Source organism: Cupriavidus phytohabitans (assembly GCF_000426345.1).
In the GTDB taxonomy this organism is placed as follows: Bacteria; Pseudomonadota; Gammaproteobacteria; order Burkholderiales; family Burkholderiaceae; genus Cupriavidus.
Window position 1 is genome coordinate 1 of record NZ_AUFE01000079.1, and the last position, 19,234, is coordinate 19,234.

The 19,234-nt window shown below is 66.2% G+C and carries 20 protein-coding genes and 2 pseudogenes; 11 read left to right on the plus strand and 11 right to left on the minus strand.

What is annotated here, in order from left to right; genetic code table 11:
- Positions 1–185, minus strand: a pseudogene (locus tag K309_RS40655) (hypothetical protein); the annotation flags it as partial.
- A 596-nt stretch (positions 186–781) separates the two neighbouring features.
- On the opposite strand from K309_RS40655, the gene K309_RS42060 reads away from it, so the two are divergent.
- From K309_RS42060 to K309_RS0129890, 3 genes are all read left to right on the plus strand, one after another.
- A complete protein-coding gene (locus K309_RS42060) occupies positions 782–1,243 on the plus strand; it encodes a hypothetical protein (RefSeq protein ID WP_156914489.1) in 462 nt (153 codons plus the stop codon).
- Between the two features lie 20 nt (positions 1,244–1,263).
- Positions 1,264–1,602 (plus strand): hypothetical protein, encoded by a 339-nt coding sequence (locus K309_RS0129885; protein ID WP_029049764.1) that lies wholly within the window; start codon positions 1,264–1,266, stop codon positions 1,600–1,602.
- Between the two features lie 176 nt (positions 1,603–1,778).
- Positions 1,779–2,252, plus strand: coding sequence for a hypothetical protein (locus K309_RS0129890; protein WP_029049765.1), 474 nt, complete (start codon positions 1,779–1,781; stop codon positions 2,250–2,252).
- Positions 2,253–3,239: 987 nt separating this feature from the next.
- On the opposite strand, the gene K309_RS0129905 is transcribed toward K309_RS0129890, so the two are convergent.
- Positions 3,240–3,590 (minus strand): hypothetical protein, encoded by a 351-nt coding sequence (locus tag K309_RS0129905; RefSeq protein WP_029049768.1) that lies wholly within the window; start codon positions 3,588–3,590, stop codon positions 3,240–3,242.
- Between the two features lie 251 nt (positions 3,591–3,841).
- Here K309_RS0129905 and K309_RS0129910 point away from each other — a divergent pair, with 251 nt between their 5' ends.
- Complete coding sequence (locus K309_RS0129910) at positions 3,842–4,096, plus strand: hypothetical protein (protein ID WP_029049769.1); 255 nt, start codon at positions 3,842–3,844, stop codon at positions 4,094–4,096.
- A gap of 66 nt (positions 4,097–4,162) precedes the next feature.
- On the opposite strand, the gene K309_RS0129915 is transcribed toward K309_RS0129910, so the two are convergent.
- Positions 4,163–4,933 carry a ferredoxin--NADP reductase gene (locus K309_RS0129915; RefSeq protein ID WP_029049770.1) on the minus strand — a complete coding sequence of 257 codons (771 nt, stop codon included), beginning with the start codon at positions 4,931–4,933 and terminating at the stop codon, positions 4,163–4,165.
- A gap of 404 nt (positions 4,934–5,337) precedes the next feature.
- Here K309_RS0129915 and K309_RS0129920 point away from each other — a divergent pair, with 404 nt between their 5' ends.
- Together K309_RS0129920 and K309_RS0129925 are read left to right on the plus strand one after the other, a co-directional pair.
- Positions 5,338–5,553, plus strand: a complete 216-nt coding sequence (locus K309_RS0129920; protein ID WP_029049771.1) for a hypothetical protein — start codon at positions 5,338–5,340, stop codon at positions 5,551–5,553.
- 93 nt (positions 5,554–5,646) lie between these two features.
- Positions 5,647–9,159: a pyruvate carboxylase gene (locus K309_RS0129925; protein WP_029049772.1), complete on the plus strand. Its 3,513-nt coding sequence runs from the start codon at positions 5,647–5,649 to the stop codon at positions 9,157–9,159.
- 27 nt (positions 9,160–9,186) lie between these two features.
- Here K309_RS0129925 and K309_RS0129930 read toward each other — a convergent pair whose 3' ends face one another.
- Positions 9,187–10,068, minus strand: coding sequence for a LysR family transcriptional regulator (locus K309_RS0129930; protein WP_029049773.1), 882 nt, complete (start codon positions 10,066–10,068; stop codon positions 9,187–9,189).
- 167 nt (positions 10,069–10,235) lie between these two features.
- On the opposite strand from K309_RS0129930, the gene K309_RS0129935 reads away from it, so the two are divergent.
- Entirely contained in the window at positions 10,236–10,670 is a 435-nt protein-coding gene (locus K309_RS0129935; protein ID WP_029049774.1) for a VOC family protein, read from the plus strand.
- 64 nt (positions 10,671–10,734) lie between these two features.
- Here K309_RS0129935 and K309_RS0129940 read toward each other — a convergent pair whose 3' ends face one another.
- The gene (locus tag K309_RS0129940; RefSeq protein WP_029049775.1) at positions 10,735–11,925 is read right to left on the minus strand and encodes a CaiB/BaiF CoA transferase family protein; all 1,191 of its coding nucleotides are present in this window, start codon (positions 11,923–11,925) and stop codon (positions 10,735–10,737) included.
- A gap of 132 nt (positions 11,926–12,057) precedes the next feature.
- Positions 12,058–12,957 carry a LysR family transcriptional regulator gene (locus tag K309_RS0129945; RefSeq protein ID WP_029049776.1) on the minus strand — a complete coding sequence of 300 codons (900 nt, stop codon included), beginning with the start codon at positions 12,955–12,957 and terminating at the stop codon, positions 12,058–12,060.
- A gap of 163 nt (positions 12,958–13,120) precedes the next feature.
- Here K309_RS0129945 and K309_RS0129950 point away from each other — a divergent pair, with 163 nt between their 5' ends.
- The 3 genes from K309_RS0129950 (at position 13,121) to K309_RS0129960 (ending at position 15,692) form a co-directional block, all read left to right on the plus strand.
- Entirely contained in the window at positions 13,121–14,104 is a 984-nt protein-coding gene (locus tag K309_RS0129950) for a tripartite tricarboxylate transporter substrate binding protein (RefSeq protein ID WP_029049777.1), read from the plus strand.
- Between the two features lie 49 nt (positions 14,105–14,153).
- Positions 14,154–14,624, plus strand: a complete 471-nt coding sequence (locus K309_RS0129955) for a MaoC family dehydratase (protein ID WP_029049778.1) — start codon at positions 14,154–14,156, stop codon at positions 14,622–14,624.
- A 189-nt stretch (positions 14,625–14,813) separates the two neighbouring features.
- Entirely contained in the window at positions 14,814–15,692 is an 879-nt protein-coding gene (locus K309_RS0129960) for a pirin family protein (RefSeq protein WP_029049779.1), read from the plus strand.
- A gap of 115 nt (positions 15,693–15,807) precedes the next feature.
- Here K309_RS0129960 and K309_RS0129965 read toward each other — a convergent pair whose 3' ends face one another.
- The 5 genes and pseudogenes from K309_RS0129965 to K309_RS40660 all read right to left on the minus strand — a co-directional run.
- A complete protein-coding gene (locus tag K309_RS0129965) occupies positions 15,808–16,632 on the minus strand; it encodes an SDR family NAD(P)-dependent oxidoreductase (protein WP_029049780.1) in 825 nt (274 codons plus the stop codon).
- A gap of 27 nt (positions 16,633–16,659) precedes the next feature.
- The gene (locus K309_RS0129970; RefSeq protein WP_029049781.1) at positions 16,660–17,088 is read right to left on the minus strand and encodes a MaoC family dehydratase; all 429 of its coding nucleotides are present in this window, start codon (positions 17,086–17,088) and stop codon (positions 16,660–16,662) included.
- Between the two features lie 14 nt (positions 17,089–17,102).
- Positions 17,103–17,543: a MaoC family dehydratase N-terminal domain-containing protein gene (locus K309_RS0129975; RefSeq protein ID WP_029049782.1), complete on the minus strand. Its 441-nt coding sequence runs from the start codon at positions 17,541–17,543 to the stop codon at positions 17,103–17,105.
- A gap of 26 nt (positions 17,544–17,569) precedes the next feature.
- Positions 17,570–18,757, minus strand: a complete 1,188-nt coding sequence (locus tag K309_RS0129980) for a lipid-transfer protein (RefSeq protein WP_029049783.1) — start codon at positions 18,755–18,757, stop codon at positions 17,570–17,572.
- Positions 18,758–18,794: 37 nt separating this feature from the next.
- Positions 18,795–18,893, minus strand: a pseudogene (locus K309_RS40660) (acyl-CoA dehydrogenase family protein); the annotation flags it as partial.
- Positions 18,894–18,942: 49 nt separating this feature from the next.
- Between K309_RS40660 and K309_RS0129990 the strand changes: the two are divergent.
- On the plus strand, positions 18,943–19,234 hold a 292-nt coding region (locus tag K309_RS0129990), incomplete at its 3' end, for a transposase (RefSeq protein ID WP_029049784.1).

Sequence of the window (19,234 nt, forward strand, 5' to 3'; positions counted from 1 at the left end):
GTCTTGGGCGCCACCGTCGCCGTCGAGGCAAAGCGCTGACCGAGGTGGCCGCGCAGGTACCACACCACGCCGCCTACGCGCTGCAACTGCGGCACGTACACGTTGAGGTACATCCGGTCGATGCACTCGCTTTCGAGCACGACGTGGTCGCGTAGAACATCGCACACACTGTGTGGTACCGTCATGTCTGGCTCCGGTCGTCCACGGGGTCTTCGGACCCCATTGAGCTTCGAGCTCGTACATCGCTGGGCTTGTCCCAGCCGGCTCGACCGGAGCCACCTTACCCCCTCAGCGCTCCGCAGTCACCCGTACTACTCGTCGGTCTGAGGCAGAGCCTCGTTAGGTATCGGCTGGGAGGACTTCACCAGCCTGTACGCCGCAGCACAAGCCCGAGCCGGGGAGGCCGCCAGCCAGCGACAGCGCCAGCAGGCGGACGACGACACGGCAGAGGCGCTGTCCTTTGCCACCGATGCCGTGCCGATCCAGCGGAGCGGGTCACAGGAGTTTGCAATCCCGACCAGCCTTGCCGAGTGCCGAGCGTTGAGGGAGGCAGAGCGACAGCGCGCCCGGTCCCGCAAATGTTCCCCACCCATAGCCGAGCAAGGTAGGGAACAAGCGGACAGCGACGATCCCCCGATCACCGAGGAGGATGAAGCCGCCGCAATGATCGGCCTCGACCTGTCCGACGATGGCGACCCGCTCAAGTAAGAACGACCCGCGCTTCGTGCTGCATCGACAGCAGCCCCGCGCTGAGTTCCTAACGCCAGCCCTACGGGGCATCGTGCTTGCTGATCCCGCCTTTGCTGAGGCACTGCGGGCGCGGGTATCCAACCCCGACCGCTGGGCCGCCTTCATCGCCGGGGAGCGCTTCTTTCGCGGCAACCCCTGCGCTACCTGCGGCAGTACCCGCCGCCGTCCGCGCGACGGCTGCTGTCTGGACTGCGTGTACCGGCGCAATGCCGGCGACTGGGCACTGATGCGGCAAGGCGTGATGCCTCCCGCGCTGCGAAGCAAGGACGGCCACGCTGCTCACCGTGCAGCAATGCAAGCTCCCGCCGCAGTGTTCGAGCGGAACGGTTGGGGGCTTAAACATGCTGCCGGCATCGACTACTACCGAGATGCGCGGCACCCCGCTAACGGCTGGATTCGCTGTGACCTGCTCAGTCCGGCCCAGCTATTCCGTCTGATCGAGACTCAACCCGACCTCCAGCATTGCGCCCGTGCGGCTGGCTGGAGTGTCTAGCAACCTTCAGGGAGATTCACATGGCCCGTTACCATTTCCGCGCAGCCCCGATCCGAGGCGCACGCGACCCGAAGCCCAACACCGGTAGCGCCCGCTACAACGACCACACGACGAACGGCATTGACGCGCACAGCAACCCGCTGGCGTATCTGCACATGAACGGCATCCGCGTTTCCGATGCGGACGCGGCGCGCATGACGACTAGCGCAGCTATCGGCCTCACCAACGCTGTGCGCGGCGCTGTTGCCCGGAATCAGATGAGCCCCGCAGGGCTGTCCACCGTTGCAACCTTCAAGGACCCGCAGCGCTCGCACACGGAGCCGGCCTTCACGGCAATCATCGCGGCCGACGGGGAATAAGCGGGAATAAGGCCGGCGCGCCGTATGCCCTGCGAGGTCCATAGAGGGGCGCAGGAGCCCCGAATTGGCCCGGCCCATCCGAACCTACATGCCTGCCGGATCGGCGCGCTGCGGGGCTCTATGAAGCTCCGGCGCGCCTGTTCGGCCCATCCACCTAAACACCGAGAGGAGTCCATATGGACAGCATCAACACGAACCACCACGATCAAGTCATTGCAGCCGCCCATGCCCGCATAGCGGGACTGCGCCCGCTGGCCGACCAGTACGCGCGGCTCAAGCAGGCAGCCAAGGACCTTGCCGCAGCCGAGGCTGAGCTTGCCGAAGCTCAAGCGGCCAAGGCACAGCGGATCGAAGCTGTGCAGGCCGAGACGGCGGCGAGTACGGCCATTCTGCGCGTGAAGCTGTCCAGCGACATCACAGCGCACGGAGGGCATCTGCTTTCCGGCCCGATTGACGTTGAGTACAGCGAGCGGGGCACTGCGAAGTCAGCGCGCCTGTACGACTTGCCGGTGCATGTCTTTGCCGCGCTGTGCGGCCCGTATGCTGAGAAGCTGCCCGCGCGTCTGCTGGCCCTGTCCAAGGTAGGCAGTGCCGAGGATGCCATCCGTGTCTACTGCGCAGCCAAGCGGCGCGGCTATTTTCAGGGCTGAGCTATGACCCGTCGCAGACGACAGCGCGGATGGCCCGCCGCAACTCGGGCCAACGCCGCCCGGTCCCAGCAGCAGATAGACGCTATCCGGGAATACATGGAACGGCGGGCCGCCATGACCGAGGCCGAGCGGGAGGCGCACAACGCGGCAGGGAGGGCCGACGCGACGGCCCGCTTGCAGCGCCTAGCGGAACCCCGCCCCATCGCCCATCGAGTGGAGAACGATTGAATGTACATCACAGCACCCCGCAGGACAGCCGCTGACGCTGCGGCGGCCTTGGCTGAGGCCCGAGCCGCCTACGCTGACAGCGAGGGCATGCCGGCTACCGTCCGCCTGCCCCTCCGCATGGCAATGGAAGAGGCCCAGCAGGCCCAACGCAGCGCCCTCGCATGGGAGCGCGAGCAAGCCAGAAGGTGATACACTGAGCGCCCGCACACGGCATGTGTACCTGCCTCGGAACCCGCATAAATACTGGGGATGGTGGAATCCCTCCGTCTCCGCCAGCAATGGCGGCGAACCCCGGAAGATCGCGGTCTTCCGGGGTTTTGTTTTTTTTGGGCCCATCAGCCAGTCCATCAGAGGCTTGCTCGGGAGCATCGACTCCATTGCAGGGCGTCCGTCATTCCGACAGCGCATCTTGACGAGCGACGTGACAGCGTCTTGCGTGTTACGGAGCTCCGCCCATCTGCATGCCGAGATGGCACAGAAGACGTTCATGGCATCCCAATGAGTCATCGGATGTCGCCGTGCGTTCTTTCCTTGCCCGCACCTCTCCACGTCCAAGCGCGCCCAGCTTCTGTCCCGGCCGAAGTCCAGCTCGACAGTGGCTATTCCCGCAGCCTCGCAGACTCGCAGCCAAGTCGACCTGGTCGCAAGTCGGGCGCCTGCCGCAAGGCGATGTCTATCGTCCCGTTGGGGTCATACACCTCAATCCATCAAGGTGCGCATTAGATCTCATTGTTGGGCCAATAGTCCCGCGGTACGCCGCTACGTACAATTGTCCCGATACGCCTGCTGCAGCTGCTTGCGCGTCTTGTCGCGTTCGATCTTGGGAATGGTGCGGCCCTGCGCGGTCTGCGTGCCCGGCCCGGATGACTGGTATGTGCGCTGCTTCGACAAGGTGTTGTACTGCTCTTCCAGTGCCTCGCATTTGGCGCGCCTGGCCTCGTCGGGGTCCGGTGTGTGCGCCGACGGCGGGCGGTAGGGATTGGTGCCTTCCTGCACGGCTTCCGAGATGGCGCCGGCGGCGCCCGGTCCCGGGGATTGCTGCGCCAGGGCGGCCGTGGCACTGCCCAGTGCCAGCAGGCCGGTCACCACCCATCTTGTCGATATCGGCATCTTGTCCCTCTCCGGTTGCAAGGCAGCCGGCCGGCCGCCCCGAAAACCATCATACGTGTCATGCCCGGAATTGCCAGAATCCGGTGGCGCTGGCGCTGGCGCTGGCGCCGGCGGTCGGGCCTGCATGGCGGGAAAAGGCAAAGAAGAGCGGTGGCACGCCGCCAGGCCGCGATTTGCGTTCTGGCCCTGCCTGCCATAAACGTAATTCAGGGACACGCCTGCAAGGGCCTCCAGGACTTCAGGAGACGTCAATGAGTGTGCTGATGCTTTCGAACGTCGACATGGAAACCACCGACGACGAGATCCGCGATTTCCTCATCCGCTATGGCTTCCCGGCGTTCGACGAGATCGAGCGCCTGCCGGGGGATGGCTCGCGCCCGGCGGTAGCGCTGCATTTCAACGCGGTGGAGGATGCCGCGCTGCGGATGCTGCAGCCGCGGATCAATCATTTGTTCTGGAATAAGCGCCAGGTCGAGGCAATGGTGCTCACCGAGCGCTTCGAATAGACAGGAGGGGCGCCTGCGGGCGCGGCGTCCCGCAGGCTGCAGGCCTGGCCTGCGCGGCGCCGGCGCTTAGCCGACGAAGGCTTTTTCCAGTACGAAATGGCCCGGTTCGCTCATATTGCCTTCCTCAAAGCCACGCTCCTCCAGCATCACGCGGATTTCCTTGAGCATATCGGGGCTGCCGCACAGCATCAGGCGGTCGTTCTCGGTCGAGAACGGGGGTACCCCCAGGCGCTCGAACAGTTCGCCCGACTCGATCAGCTCAGTGATGCGGCCGCGCGTGTGGAAGTCTTCGCGCGTGACGGTGGGGAAATAGACCAGCTTTTCACGCACCATCTCGCCCAGGTACTCGTGCTCGGGCAGGTGCTCGTTCAGCAGTTGCTGGTAGGCCAGTTCGTCGACATAGCGGCAGGTGTGGGTCAGCACGATCTTGTCGTAGCGCGCATACACCTCGGGGTCGCGGATGATCGACAGGAACGGGGCCAGGCCGGTGCCGGTGGCCAGCAGCCACAGGGTCTTGCCGGGCAGCAGGTTTTCGACGAGCAGGGTGCCGGTCGGCTTCTTGCCGACAAAAATCTGGTCACCTTCGCGCAGGTGCTGCAGGCGCGACGTCAGCGGGCCATCCGGCACCTTGATGCTGAAGAATTCCAGGGTTTCTTCATAGTTGGCGCTGGCGATGCTGTAGGCGCGCAGCAGCGGGCGGCCGTTGACTTCCAGGCCGACCATGGCGAACTGGCCGTTTTCGAAGCGGAAACCCGGGTCGCGCGTGCAGGTGAAGCTGAACAGCGTGTCGGTCCAGTGGTGAACGGAGAGGATGGATTGCTGGTAGAGGTTGCTCATCGGAGGAAACGCCAGGGCCCGCGGGCAAGCCGCCGGGAGGGATGGTGGCCGGACATGTGCGCCTGCCGGCGGTTACCGGCACGGCGGTGGATCACGGGAACGCAATGATCCACTTCGCCGCGTATTGTAAATCGGCAGCCGCGGACATGCCCGGTTCGCGTTGCCGAACCCCGCCCGGGATAGGGTTATGCGCAGCGATGAAATCCGGAATTTCAATTTTGAAACCCGTATGCCGGTTTTGCAGCGGGGAATCTTGCCAAATCAACGGAATTCGCGTTGGCCCGCTTTTTGCGGTCCCAGAGCCGCCGCACGTCCAGCCGTCGTGCCGGCAAAGCTGCCGTGACCCGACGCTCGCATTGCGTTGCAGGGCAGGCGCCCTTGGTCTTGAACAGGAATGCATCGCGATGTACTACGGAACCAACGCAGCAGGCGCAAATGGCGGAGATAGCCGCGCGCTTGCCGCCGACGCCAGCCAGCCACGTGCCGGCCACCACCACGAAGCGCGTTGCGGCGGCAAGCCAGCGCCCCAACGCACCAACTGGGCCTGGGCGGCCGTGGCCAGGCATGACGACTGGATGGATTCACACACCCCGTTTGCGCAGTTTGCGCATCTCGACTAGCCGCGGGCCACGGCACCTGCCGTGGCGCTGTCCCTTCGAATGACCCGAGACGCCGCGCCGACCGCGCGGCGTCTCAGTTGCCTTGTGCGCGCCATGAACTACGCCCCGATCAAATCCCTACTGATTGCCAACCGTTCCGAGATCGCGATCCGCGTGATGCGGGCCGCGGCCGAGATGAATATCCGGACCGTGGCGATCTATTCCAAGGAAGACCGCCTCGCCCTCCATCGCTTCAAGGCAGACGAGAGCTATCTGGTCGGCGAGGGCAAGAAGCCGCTGGCAGCCTATCTCGATATCGACGACATCCTGCGCATCGCGCGCCATGCGAAGGTCGATGCGATCCATCCGGGCTATGGCTTCCTGTCGGAGAATCCAGACTTCGCGCAGGCGGTGATCGATGCCGGCATCCGCTGGATCGGCCCCTCGCCCGAGGTCATGCGCCGGCTCGGCAACAAGGTGGCCGCGCGCAATGCCGCGATCGAGGCGGGCGTGCCGGTGATGCCGGCCACCGATCCGCTGCCGCACGACCTGGAGGCCTGCAAGCGCCTGGCCGCGGGCATCGGCTATCCGCTGATGCTCAAGGCCAGCTGGGGCGGCGGCGGGCGCGGCATGCGCATCCTGGAGAGCGAGCAGGACCTGGAAGGCTCGCTGGCCGCGGCGCGGCGCGAGGCGCTGGCCGCGTTCGGCAACGACGAGGTCTATGTCGAGAAGCTGGTGCGCAACGCGCGCCACGTAGAAGTGCAGGCGCTCGGCGACACGCATGGCAATCTGGTCCATCTGTACGAGCGCGACTGTACCGTGCAGCGCCGCAACCAGAAGGTGGTGGAGCGTGCGCCCGCGCCGTACCTTGACGACGCCGGCCGTGCCGAGCTGTGCGAGGCGGCGATGCGGCTGATGCGCGCGGTCGGGTATTCCCATGCCGGCACGGTCGAGTTCCTGATGGACGCCGATTCCGGCCAGTTCTACTTCATCGAAGTCAATCCGCGCATCCAGGTCGAGCATACGGTCACCGAGATGGTCACCGGGGTCGATATCGTCAAGGCGCAGATCCGGGTCACGGAAGGCGGCTATATCGGCATGACCGAGAACACGCGCAACGACAACGGCGACATTGTCGTGCGTGCCGCGGGCGTGCCGGTCCAGCAGGATATCCATCTGAACGGCCACGCGCTGCAGTGCCGGATCACGACCGAGGATCCGGAGAACGGCTTCCTGCCGGACTACGGCCGCCTCACCGCGTATCGCAGCGCCGCCGGCTTCGGCGTGCGCCTGGATGCCGGCACTGCCTATGGCGGCGCGGTGATCACGCCGTACTACGATTCGCTGCTGGTCAAGGTCACCACCTGGGCGCCGACTGCGCCCGAGTCGATCCGGCGCATGGACCGCGCGCTGCGCGAGTTCCGCATCCGCGGCGTGGCCTCGAACCTGCAGTTCCTCGAGAACGTCATCAACCATCCCGCGTTCCGCGCCGGCGATGTCACCACGCGCTTTATCGACAAGACGCCGGAACTGCTTGAATTTACCAAGCGCCTGGACCGCGCCACCAAGCTGCTGCGCTACCTGGGCGAGATCAGCGTCAACGGGCACACGGAAATGACCGGTCGGACGCTGCCGCCGTTGCCGCTACCGCAGCCGGTGCTGCCCGCCGTCGACAACAGCACGCCGCTGCCTTACGGCACGCGCGACCGCCTGCGCGAGCTTGGCGCCGAGAAGTTCTCGCGCTGGATGCTCGAGCAGAAGCAGGTGCTGCTGACCGACACCACCATGCGCGACGCGCACCAGTCGCTGTTCGCCACGCGCATGCGCACCGCCGACATGCTGCCGATCGCGCCGTTCTATGCGCGCGAGCTGTCGCAGCTGTTCTCGCTGGAGTGCTGGGGCGGCGCCACCTTCGACGTGGCGCTGCGCTTCCTGAAGGAAGACCCGTGGCAGCGCCTGGAGCAATTGCGCGAGCGCGTGCCCAACGTGCTGTTCCAGATGCTGCTGCGCGGCTCCAATGCCGTTGGCTACACCAACTATGCGGACAACGTGGTGCGCTTCTTCGTGCGCCAGGCGGCCAGCGCGGGCGTTGACGTGTTCCGCGTGTTCGATTCGCTGAACTGGGTGCGCAACATGCGCGTGGCGATCGATGCAGTGCGCGAAAGCGGCGCGCTGTGCGAAGGCGCGATCTGCTACACCGGCGACCTGTTCGACCCGAAGCGCTCGAAGTATGACCTGAAGTACTACGTCGGCATCGCGCGCGAGCTGCAGCAGGCGGGCGTGCATGTGCTGGGCATCAAGGACATGGCGGGCATCTGCCGTCCGCAGGCGGCGGCTGCGCTGGTCAAGGCGCTCAAGGAAGAGACCGGGCTGCCGGTGCATTTCCATACGCACGATACCAGCGGCATCTCGGCCGCGTCGGCGCTGGCCGCGATCGAGGCCGGCTGCGATGCGGTGGACGGCGCGCTCGATGCAATGAGCGGGCTGACCTCGCAGCCCAACCTGTCGAGCATCGCCGCGGCGCTGGCCGGCACCGAGCGCGATCCGGGCCTGAACCTGGAACGCCTGCATGAAGCGTCGATGTACTGGGAAGGGGTGCGCCGCTACTACGCGCCGTTCGAGTCGGAAATCCGCGCCGGCACCGCCGACGTGTACCGTCACGAGATGCCCGGCGGCCAGTACACCAACCTGCGCGAGCAGGCGCGCTCGCTCGGCATCGAGCATCGCTGGACCGAGGTGTCGCAGGCGTACGCCGAGGTCAACCAGATGTTCGGCGATATCGTCAAGGTGACGCCGACTTCCAAGGTGGTCGGAGATCTGGCGCTCATGATGGTGGCCAATGACATGACGGCAGCCGACGTGTGCGATCCCGCCAAGGAAATCGCTTTTCCTGAATCGGTGGTGTCGCTGTTCAAGGGCGAACTGGGTTTCCCGCCCGACGGCTTCCCTGCGGAGCTGTCGCGCAAGGTGCTGCGCGGCGAACCGCCCACGCCGTACCGGCCCGGCGACCAGATCCCGCCAGTCGACCTCGATGCTGCACGTGCCGCCGCCGAAGCGGCCTGCGAGGAGCCGCTCGACGATCGCCAGCTGGCGTCGTACCTGATGTACCCGAAGCAGGCCGTGGACTACCACGCGCATGTGCGCAACTACAGCGATACCTCGGTGGTGCCGACGCCGGCATTCCTGTACGGCCTGCAGCCGCAGGAAGAAGTGGCCATCGACATCGCCGCGGGCAAGACACTGCTGGTTTCGCTCCAAGGCACGCACCCGGATGCCGAAGAGGGCCTCATCAAGGTCCAGTTCGAGCTGAACGGGCAATCGCGCACCGCGCTGGTCGAGCAGCGCAGCACCACCGCGCAAGCGGCAGCCGCGCGCCATAGCAGGCCGGTGGCCGAACCCGACAACCCGCTGCATATCGCCGCGCCCATGCCGGGATCGATCGTGACCGTGGCGGTGCAGCCGGGGCAACGCGTGGCCGCGGGCACGACCCTGCTGGCGCTGGAAGCGATGAAGATGGAAACCCATCTCGCCGCCGAGCGCGACTGCGAGATCGCCGTGGTGCACGTGAAGCAGGGCGACCGGGTGGCGGCGAAGGACCTGCTGATCGAGCTGAAGCCGGTGGAGTGACGTGGCCCGCGCCGCGGCAGCGCGGCGTCAGGACGGCGCCCGCGCCATGCTCTGCGCGGCCTGCGCGATGCGTTGCGCCAGCAGCGTGGCCGCCGCCTGGCGGCTATGCTGCGGGCGCTCCACCAGCCCGATCTCGCGATGGAAGGTGTCATCGCCGAGGCTGAGCGGCACCACGCCTTTCGGCCATGGCGTCGTGCCGGTGATCGGCACCAGTGCGACGCCAAGGCCGCGCTGCACCAACTGCGCGATGCCCTGCAACTCATCCAGTTCGATTGCGTCCCTTACCGGGATGCGCGCACGCCGCAGGAACTGGTCGACCACACGCCCGCCGAACGAGCCGCGGTCATAGCGGATAAACGGCTCGCTCTCCAGCAACTCGCGCCATGGCCGCTTGCCGTGGGCGCGAGGCGCCAGCAGCACGAACGGTTCGGCCAGCAGCGAGCGCCACTGCAGGTCAGAAGGCAACGCGAAAGGCGGCTTGATCATCACCGCGATATCGATCTCGCCCGAATCCACCTGGCCCAGCAGGTTCAGCGACACGCCCGGTGCCAGCTTGACGCGGTATCCCGGCATCTCATGCCGGAAGCTCGCCAGCGCATCGGCAAGGAACGAGACATGGACCGACGCGATCGCACCGATGCGGACCAGCCCGCTGCGCGGGCTGCCTGCATGGCGGCCGAGCCTGGCGTACACCGTCATCAGCTCTTCGGCCACCGCCAGCGTTTCGCGGCCATCGGCATTGAGCACGGCCGCGCGGCCGGTGCGGTCGAACAGCGCAAAGCCCAGCTCCTGTTCCAGCCGCTGGATCTGCGCGCTGACCGCCGATTGCGTCAGCCCGATATGGGCGGCCGCGTTGGCAAAGGTGCCGTGGCGGACCACCGCGAGGAAAGTCTGGAGTTCGCGCAGCATCGCGACTGATCGAAATATTTGTTGCTCAGGGCAAAAATATATCGCTTTTCATGGTGAATGGCGATGCTTAGACTAAGCGGACGGTGGCGGCTTCGCAGCGGTTTCAAATGGGTTGCCAGGAGCCGCCGCCCGATTCATGCCCCCTAAGCCTCACTTAGTCCGAGCCCATGACCACTGCCGCCCCCAGCATTCCTCCCTTCCACCTTGCCTTCCCCGTGCGCGACCTTGCCGAGGCGCGCGCATTCTATGGCGAGCTGCTCGGCTGCCCCGAAGGGCGCAGCTCGCCGGACTGGATCGACTTCAATTTCTTCGGCCACCAGATCGTGGCGCACCTGGCACCGGAGGAAGTCGGCCACAGCAAGACCAGCGCGGTCGATGGCGACCAGGTGCCGGTGCGGCACTTCGGCGCCGTGCTGTCGATTCCCGAATGGGAGGCGATGGCCGAAAAGCTACGGGCGGCAGGCGTCAGGTTCATCATCGAACCCCATATCCGCTTCAAGGGCGAGCCTGGCGAGCAAGCCACCATGTTCTTCCTTGACCCGTCGGGTAATGCGCTGGAGATCAAGGCCTTCGCCGACCTGTCGTCGTTGTTCGCCAAGTAAAGCGGCAACGAGCGTTGGAGGAGGGCAGGCTGCCGCTCCGGCTGCCGCAGGCGCGCCTGCCGCCTCAGATGGCGCCGGCCGCCGCCAGGGCCTCGATCTCGGCATCCGGCATCCCGATCGATCGCAGCACGGCGACGGAATGCTCGCCCACGGACGGCACATCGCCCATGCATGCGGCCACGCCCGACAGCGTCGCGGGCGGCAACATTGCTTGCACCACGCCACCCGGCGTACGCACGTCGCGCCAGCGATCGCGCGCGGCGAGCTGCGGATGGCGCCAAAGGTCGTGCATGTCGTTCAACGGCGAATTGGCGATCCCACCGCGATCGAGCCGGTCGACCAGTTGCTCGCGAGTCATGCCCCGCAGGTGCCGGCCGATCTCCTGGTCCAGCTCGGCACGATTGGCGACGCGCTGCAGGTTTGAGCTGAAACGCTCGTTCGCGGCCAGCGCGGGGTCTTCCAGCACCTCCACGCAGAAGCGCTGCCATTCACGCTCGTTCTGCAGCCCGAAGATCACGCTGGCGCCGTCGCCGGTCTGGTACTGCCCATAAGGCGCGATGCCGGGGTGCGCCACGCCATTGCGCGCAGGCGGCGTGCCGCCGTAGTGGGCGAAGTTCAGCGGGTACGACATCCATTCTCCGAGCGCCTCGAGCATGGTGACCTCGACGCGCAAGCCGGTGCCGGTGCGGGCGCGCTGCAGCAGCGCCGAGAGGATGCCGGTATAGGCATACATGCCCGCGGCGATGTCGGCGATCGAGATGCCGGTGCGCGACGGTGCGCCGTCGGTGCCGGTCACCGAGATCAGGCCGGACGCCGCCTGGATCAGCAGGTCGTAGGCCTTCTTGTCGCGGTACGGGCCGCTGTCGCCGTAGCCGGAGATATCGCAAACGATCAGGCGCGGAAAATCCTCATGCAATGACGCGAAGTCCAGCTCCATGCGCTGGGCCGCACCGGGGGCCAGGTTCTGGATAAAGATGTCGGCCCCGGCAAGCAGCTTGCGTACCACGGCCTTTGCCTCCGGCTTCTTCAGGTCGAGCGCCAGGCTTTCCTTGCCGCGGTTGGCCCAGACGAAGAAGGACGACTGGCCATGCACGGTGTGGTCGTAGTCGCGCGCGAAATCGCCCACGACAGGGCGTTCCACCTTGATGACACGTGCGCCGAGGTCGGCGAGCTGGCGGCTGGCGAAGGGCGCGGCGATGGCGTGCTCGAGCGCCAGGACGGTGATGCCATCGAGCGGGCGAGGAGGAGTTTGCATGGCAGGAAGCGGTAGTGTTCTGGACGGCGCGCAGGCCCGGGCGAGCCAGTATAGGAACAGTGCTTCCTGCCCGGATAGTCGATATTTCCTAAGGCCTGTTCGAGCGTTTCGAACGCTGCGATACCCCGCCTGCTATGCGGCCTCGGGCGTTCCCCATTCGGCAACGTAGCGGATAAAGTCCCGCGTATAGGCCGGCAGCGCGTTCTGGCTTCGCACCACGATGCGCTGCTCGCGCCGCGCCCACGCTTCATCGAGTGCCACGCCCTCCACCGTGCCCTGCGCGATCAACGGGCCCGCCACGGAACGCGGCACCAGCGAAATACCGGCGCCTTCCTGCACGCAGCGCATGGCCGCGGCAAAGTCGGGCGCATGCACGCGCACGCGCGGCTTGATGCCGGCCCGCGCCGCCATGTCGGCCAGGAACAGGAAGTTGCTGCTCTTGCTGCCGACTGTCACCAGGTCATGCTCCAGCGCTTGCGCCAGGCTGACCTTGTCCAGCATCCCCAGCGCATGCCGTGCTGGCACCACGAACATCAGTTCATCGACACCATAGCGGATGAACTCCAGCCCGCGCAGGTCGATGGCACCCGCCACCAGGCCGACGTCGGCGCGGTCTTCGATCACCGCGCGCACGCTGTCTTCGCTCAGGTGCTCTTCGAGGTCGACGTTGACGTTGGGGTAGGCAGCCAGGAAGCGGCTCAGCGCCGCCGGCAGGCTGGCCATGGTGCTGCTGTTGGCGTAGACCCGGATATGTCCTTCGATACCGTCGGTATGGCGCTGCATCTCGCGCTGCAGGCGTTCCACGTTTTCCATGATGGCCTGCGCGTAGCGCAAAACCGTTTCGCCGGCGGGCGTCAGCGCCATGCCTTTCTGCGTGCGGTTGAACAGCGGCACGCCCATCGCCTGTTCCAGGTTCTTGAGGCGGTAGCTGGCCGAAGGCGCCGTCAGGTGCACATCCGAGGCGCCGCCGGTGACGCTCCTGGCCTGTGCGATGGCAAGGAATACGCGCAGGTCGGTCAGTTCGAAACGCATGCTTGTCTCCGGTTTTCCAGCCGCGCCGGCGGGCGCTTTAGAAGATTTCTAACGGGACCCGTGGCGCTTTCGACTGGTGTGTTCTGAACGTCAGATTTTATATTTCCGCTCGTCGCGGCAGCCAGTCTATGGCGATGCCGCGAACCAGAACCAGGAGACCGACATGACTTCAAACTTGCGCAGGATCGCCACCGTCCTGGGCAGCGCAGCGGCATTGCTGGCCTGCGTGTCCCCGGCAGCGGCGCAGGCCGATTACCCCGCGCGGCCGGTGCGGCTGATCGTGCCCTATGCAGCCGGCGGGCCGACCGATACTTTTGCCCGCTCCCTGGCGGCCAGCTGGGGCAGCAAGCTCAACACCACGGTGGTGGTCGAGAACCGTTCGGGCGCTGGCACCATTGTCGGCACGGAAGCCGCGGCCAAGGCCGCACCGGATGGCTACACGCTGCTGCTGACCACGGTCGCGCATGCCGTCAACCCGAGCATCCACGCACGGCTGCCATATCGGACGGTGGAAGATTTCGCGCCTGTCGGGCTGGCAGCGCGCGCGCCGCTGGTGCTGGTGGTCAACAAGCACGTGCCCGCCCGGACGCTGCCGGAATTCATCGCCTACCTGAAGTCGCATCCGGGGAAAGTCAACTATGGCTCGGCCGGTGTCGGCAGCGCTCCGCACCTTGCCGGCGAGCTGCTGAACTACAGCGCGGGCACCCGGGCCGTCCACGTGCCGTATCGCGGCAGCGCGCCGGCCATGGCCGACCTGATCGGCGGGCATGTCGAATTCATGCTCGACAGCGCGCCGACCGGCCTGGCGCAGGTGCGTGCTGACACGGTGCGGCTGCTGGGAACGTCGATGGCCAAACGGCTGCCGCAGACCAGGGACACGCCGGCGATCGCCGAAGCGGTCGCCGGTTACGAGGCTTACACCTGGAACGCCGTGTTCGCACCGGTCCAGACGCCGCCTGCGGTGATCCAGAAGCTTTCGGCGACGCTTGGCGAGGCGCTCGGCGATCCGACGCTGCAGAGCAAGGCCTACGAGCTCGGCCTGGTGCTGGAAAGCAAGCCGACGCCGCAGGGCCTGCGCGATTTCCTGCGTGCCGAACTGGACAAGTGGAAACGCGTGGCCGTTGCCACCAACATGAAGGCGGAATGACCGGAATCCCCGGCAGACCGCGAGCGATACCACGCAACAAGGAGCATCGATGAAGGCCTACCAGCTTTGCCCCCAACGCTACTTCGAGGATTTCGAGCTCGGCGAGCGTTTCAACCTGCCGTCCCGCACCATGACCGACGCGCTGTTCGCCGCCTTCCAGCTGGCCAGCGGCGACAACCATCCGGTCCACTACGACGTCGAATATTGCCGCGCGCATGGCATGCCGCACATGCTCGGGCACGGCTTCCAGGTCGTGATCCAGACCGCTGCAGGGGCGGGGCTGTTCCCGCATATGGTCGAGGAATCGCTGAAGGGCTTTATCGAACAGAGCAGCCGTTTCCTTGCCCCGGTCTACGTCGGCGATACCTTGTACAGCAGTCTCACGGTCAGCGAGCTGGTGCCGGGGCGCACCACCGGCGTGCTGGCGATGCGGTCCGAAGTGCGCAACCAGAACGACGTGTGCGTGATGGAAGGAACGCAGCGTTACCTGCTGCGCAAGCGCGGCGCCGGCGCGGGCTGATGCGGCCTGGCCAGCCAGCCGCGAGCGGTGCCGGGGGCATCGTTCCAGCGGCAGGACGCTGCGATGCGCCGGCGCTGTCTACCGCACCTGGCACGCGACACCTATGATCGATCCATCAACCTGGCGCCGGCCGCCTCGGCAAGATCCGCGCATCGCGGGCTGTCCCGGCCGGCATTTCCGGAGATCGACATGAAGCGCATCCTGGGTGTCTACAGCGCACCGCGTTCGCACTGGGTCGGAAACGGCTTTCCGGTGCGTTCGATGTTCTCTTACCAGAGCCATGGCAGGCAGCTCAGCCCGTTCCTGCTGCTGGACTATGCCGGCCCGGCTGACTTTACGCCGACGCAGGCGCCACGCGGCGTGGGCCAGCATCCGCACCGGGGCTTCGAGACGGTGACGATCGTCTACAAGGGCGAAGTCGCGCATCGGGATTCGACCGGTCAGGGCGGCGTGATCGGGCCCGGCGATGTGCAGTGGATGACCGCGGGCGCGGGCATCCTGCATGAAGAGTTCCATTCGCCGGCCTTCAGCCGCAGCGGCGGCGCGCTGGAAATGGTGCAGCTGTGGGTCAACCTGCCCGCCCGCGACAAGATGGCCGCGCCCGGCTACCAGGCCATCGTCGACCGCGATATTCCCGCGGTGGCGCTGCCCGATGGCGCGGGCAGCGTGCGCGTGATCGCGGGCGAGTACGGCGGCAAGGCGGGCCCGGCCCGCACCTTTACACCGATGCACGTCTGGGACATGCGCCTGGCGCAGGGCGGCGCGGTCAGGCTACCGCTGCCCGATGGCTGGCATACCGCGCTGGTGGTGCTGCGCGGCCGGGTCACCGTCAATGCCGAGGCCACGGTCCGGGATGCCGAGATGGTGGTGCTGGACGGCGCCGGTGACGCTGTCACGCTGGAGGCGGGCAGCGACGCGGTGGTGTTGCTGCTCAGCGGCGAGCCGATCGACGAACCCATCGTCGGCCATGGCCCGTTCGTGATGAATACGGAGGCGGAGATTGCGCAGGCCTTCGAGGACTTCAGCAGCGGACGCTTTGGCAACATGGCGGCGACCGGCAGCCGGTAATACGTTCAGTTCGCCTCCGTCGTTCCCGCGCAGGCGGGGACGACGGGTAGTCCGCGATGCTTGAATGATCGGCATTAGCCCGCGGGATCCTTGCCGGACCTGCGATGCCGAGAACTTACTGCACGTTGCCCGCCACCGCGATCACCTGCCCGGTGATGTAGTTCGAATCGGGCGAGCAGAACAGGTACACGCCGCCTGCCGCTTCCTCCGGCGTGCCGCCGCGGCCGAGCGGGTTGCGCTGGGCATGCGACTTGAGCATTTCTGGGTTCAGGCCGACGCGGATCTCGCGCCCTTCGATGTTGACGGTGGCACCGGCATGGGCGTCGGCCGACGTCATGCGGGTGTGGATCAGGCCGAAGGCGACCGCGTTCACGTTGACGTTGAAGCGGCCCCATTCGCGCGCCATCGCACGGGTCATGCCGATCACGCCGGCCTTGGCGCCGGAGTAGTTGATCTGGCCGGCGTTGCCGTTCAGGCCGGACGTCGACGAGATATTGACGATCTTGCGATACACCTCGCGCCCGGCTTCCTTGTCGGCAGCCGCCAGCGCCTTGATATGCGGGTAGGCCGCGCGCAGGATGCGGAACGGCGCGGTCATGTGGCAGTCCAGGATGGCGTACCACTGTTCGTCGCTCATCTTCTGCACCACGTCGTCCCAGGTGAAGCCGGCGTTGTTGACGATGATGTCGATGCTCTTGAAGTTGCCCATCGCCGTGTTGACAAAGCGGTCGGCGAAATCCGGCGCGGTCACGTTGCCCACGCACGCCACCGCCTCCACGCCCATTGCCTTCAGCTCTTCCACCGTCTGCTGCGCCGGTTCGGCGTCGAGGTCGTTGATGACCAGCCGCGCGCCTTCGCGCGCCAGGCGTTTGGCGATCGCATTGCCGATGCCGCGGCCCGAACCGGTGACCAGTGCCACCTTGCCTTCAAGTGCTCCCATTGCTGACTCCTTTGTGCTCGATTGGATTTACAGGGCAACGACCGCGTCGCCGAGGATCTTGGTTTCGCCGTACTGGTTGGCGGTCTGGATTTCCAGCCTGATGCGCTGCTCCTTGCCATCCGGGCCGTCCGCTTCCAGCTTTTCCACCACGCGGCCGCTGCAGGTGATGCGATGGCCCAGGTGCGTGATGCCGACGAAGCGCACGCCGAACTGGCGCAGCTGGCGCTGGTCGACCCACTGCGTCAGCAGGCGGCCGAGGTAGGCCATCGACAGCATGCCGTGCGCGAACACGTCGGGCATGCCGGCCTTGCGCGCGTAGTCGATGTCGATGTGGATGGCGTTGTGGTCGTTCGACGCGCCGGCGAACAGCGCCAGCGTGGTGCGGTTGATCGGTTCCAGCGTCAGCGGCGGCAGGGTGTCGCCCACCTTGACCTGGTCGAAACTCAGTTTGCTCATGTGGGGTCTCCGGTTCAGCCGTTGCGTTGCACCAGCACGCTGCGCAGGTCGGCAATGTGTTCGCCGTCCTGGCTGGTCACGCGCGTATTGCGCACCACGAACTCCAGTGCACCGTTCTTCTTGTCGTAGATGTCCTCGATGGTGGTGCGCAAGTGCAGCACGTCGCCCGCGTAGGCCATGCGGTGGTAGGTGAAGGACTGCTCGCCGTGCAGGATGCGCTCGGGCTTGATGCCGAGCTCGTCGCGCCAGGCGCTGGGCGGGTTGGCCAGCTCGAGCGAGAACAGGAAGGTCGGCGGCAGCGGCAGGCCGGGATGGCCGGCGTCGCGCGCGGCGGCTTCGTCGAGGTAGATGGGATCGGTCTGGCCGGTGGCCTTGGCGAAGAAGCGCAGCTGGCTGGCCGGCGCGGACGTGCGGAAATCCGCGACGACCTTGCCGATGTGTTTCTTGTCGATCATGGATAGTCTCCCGTGAATGCGTGCGCTCAGGCGTGCTTCTGGTACAGCGTCACGACGCAGGCGCCGCCCAGCCCCAGGTTGTGCGTGAGCGCCAGGCGCGCGCCTTCCACCTGGCGCTTGTCGGCGGTGCCGCGCAGTTGCCGGACCATCTCGAAGCACTGCGCCAGCCCGGTGGCGCCCAGCGGGTGGCCCTTGGACAGCAGGCCGCCCGACGGATTGACCACCCACTTGCCGCCGTAGGTGTTGTCGCCGTCGTTGACCAGCTGCTCGGCGCCGCCTTCCTCGCACAGGCCCAGGCCTTCATAGGTCAGCAGCTCGTTCTGCGCGAAGCAGTCGTGCAGTTCGATCACGTCGATGTCCTGCGGGCCGACTCCCGCCTGCTCGTACACCAGCTGCGAGCCCTCGCGGGTCATGTCGAAGCCGACCACGCGGATCATGTCGCGCGCGTCATAGGTGCTGGGGCGGTCGGTGGTCAGGGACTGGGCGGCGATCAGCACGTCGGCCTTCAGTCCTTTCCTGCGCGCGAAGTCCTCCGATACCACGATGGCGGCCGCCGCGCCGCAGGTCGGCGGGCAGGCCATCAGGCGCGTCAGCACGCCTTCCCACAGCGCCGGCGCGGCCAGCACTTCTTCGGGGGTCAATACATTGCGGAACACGGCCAGCGGGTTGTTGGCGGCATGGCGGCTGGCCTTGGCGCGGATCCTGGCGAAGGTCTCGAGCCTGGTGCCGTACTTGTCCATGTGGGCCTTGCCCGCGCCGGAGAACTGGCGGATGGCGTTGGGCAGGTCCTTGCGGTCGACCAGCTCGTCGACCAGGTTGAGCGCGCGCTCCAGCGCCGGGGCGCGGTCGTCCCAGCGCGACTTGAGCGCGCCGGGCTGCATGTACTCGAAGCCGACCGCCAGCGCGCAGTCCACGGCGCCGCTCTGCACGGCCTGGCGCGCCAGGAACAGCGCCGAAGAGCCGGTGGCGCAGTTGTTGTTGACGTTGATGACGGGGATGCCGGTCATGCCGACCTGGTACAGCGCCTTCTGGCCACAGGTGGAGTCGCCATAGACGTAGCCGGCGTAGGCCTGCTGCACGTCGTCGTAGCCCAGGCCGGCGTCTTCCAGCGCCTGGCGTACGGACGTGGCGCCCATCACATCATAGGTGTCGCTGCTGCCCGGCTTCTTGAACGGGATCATGCCGGCGCCGGCGACGAAAACCTTGCTAGTCATGTGTGTCCTCCGATGGATGTTCTGGATAGGTGTGGCGTTACAGCTTGCGCGAGATCAGTTCGCGCATCACTTCGCTGGTGCCGCCGTAGATGCGCGTGACGCGCGAATCGGCAAAGGCGCGCGCCACCGGGTACTTGAATCGCCCCGGGTTTTGAGGAGGCTCCAAGTCTTGAGAGAATGGAGCCATGAACAAGCAGAACAAGCATTCCCCCGAAGTCCAAGAGCGGGCTGTTCGCCTGGTGCGAGAACAGCTCGGCGAGCATCCGTCGCTATGGGCGGCGGTCCAGGCCATTGCCCCAAAGATTGGGTGCTCGGCCCATACATTGTTGAAATGGGTCAAGCGTGACCAAATTGATAGCGGTGAACGCGACGGCGTAACGACGTCAGAACGAGAACGCGTCAAGGCGCTGGAGCGTGAAGTCAAGGAATTACGTCGAGCCAACGAGATCCTGAAGCTGGCCAGCGCTTTTTTCGCCC

Excerpts from the sequence above, each read along its gene's own strand:
- K309_RS0129885 (WP_029049764.1), top strand. The coding sequence starts at position 1,264 with ATGGCCCGTTACCATTTCCGCGCAGCCCCGATCCGAGGCGCACGCGAC.
- K309_RS0129890 (WP_029049765.1), top strand. The coding sequence starts at position 1,779 with ATGGACAGCATCAACACGAACCACCACGATCAAGTCATTGCAGCCGCC.
- K309_RS0129905 (WP_029049768.1), bottom strand. The coding sequence starts at position 3,590 with ATGCCGATATCGACAAGATGGGTGGTGACCGGCCTGCTGGCACTGGGC.
- K309_RS0129910 (WP_029049769.1), top strand. The coding sequence starts at position 3,842 with ATGAGTGTGCTGATGCTTTCGAACGTCGACATGGAAACCACCGACGAC.
- K309_RS0129915 (WP_029049770.1), bottom strand. The coding sequence starts at position 4,933 with ATGAGCAACCTCTACCAGCAATCCATCCTCTCCGTTCACCACTGGACC.
- K309_RS0129920 (WP_029049771.1), top strand. The coding sequence starts at position 5,338 with ATGTACTACGGAACCAACGCAGCAGGCGCAAATGGCGGAGATAGCCGC.
- K309_RS0129925 (WP_029049772.1), top strand. The coding sequence starts at position 5,647 with ATGAACTACGCCCCGATCAAATCCCTACTGATTGCCAACCGTTCCGAG.
- K309_RS0129930 (WP_029049773.1), bottom strand. The coding sequence starts at position 10,068 with ATGCTGCGCGAACTCCAGACTTTCCTCGCGGTGGTCCGCCACGGCACC.
- K309_RS0129935 (WP_029049774.1), top strand. The coding sequence starts at position 10,236 with ATGACCACTGCCGCCCCCAGCATTCCTCCCTTCCACCTTGCCTTCCCC.
- K309_RS0129940 (WP_029049775.1), bottom strand. The coding sequence starts at position 11,925 with ATGCAAACTCCTCCTCGCCCGCTCGATGGCATCACCGTCCTGGCGCTC.
- K309_RS0129945 (WP_029049776.1), bottom strand. The coding sequence starts at position 12,957 with ATGCGTTTCGAACTGACCGACCTGCGCGTATTCCTTGCCATCGCACAG.
- K309_RS0129950 (WP_029049777.1), top strand. The coding sequence starts at position 13,121 with ATGACTTCAAACTTGCGCAGGATCGCCACCGTCCTGGGCAGCGCAGCG.
- K309_RS0129955 (WP_029049778.1), top strand. The coding sequence starts at position 14,154 with ATGAAGGCCTACCAGCTTTGCCCCCAACGCTACTTCGAGGATTTCGAG.
- K309_RS0129960 (WP_029049779.1), top strand. The coding sequence starts at position 14,814 with ATGAAGCGCATCCTGGGTGTCTACAGCGCACCGCGTTCGCACTGGGTC.
- K309_RS0129965 (WP_029049780.1), bottom strand. The coding sequence starts at position 16,632 with ATGGGAGCACTTGAAGGCAAGGTGGCACTGGTCACCGGTTCGGGCCGC.
- K309_RS0129970 (WP_029049781.1), bottom strand. The coding sequence starts at position 17,088 with ATGAGCAAACTGAGTTTCGACCAGGTCAAGGTGGGCGACACCCTGCCG.
- K309_RS0129975 (WP_029049782.1), bottom strand. The coding sequence starts at position 17,543 with ATGATCGACAAGAAACACATCGGCAAGGTCGTCGCGGATTTCCGCACG.
- K309_RS0129980 (WP_029049783.1), bottom strand. The coding sequence starts at position 18,757 with ATGACTAGCAAGGTTTTCGTCGCCGGCGCCGGCATGATCCCGTTCAAG.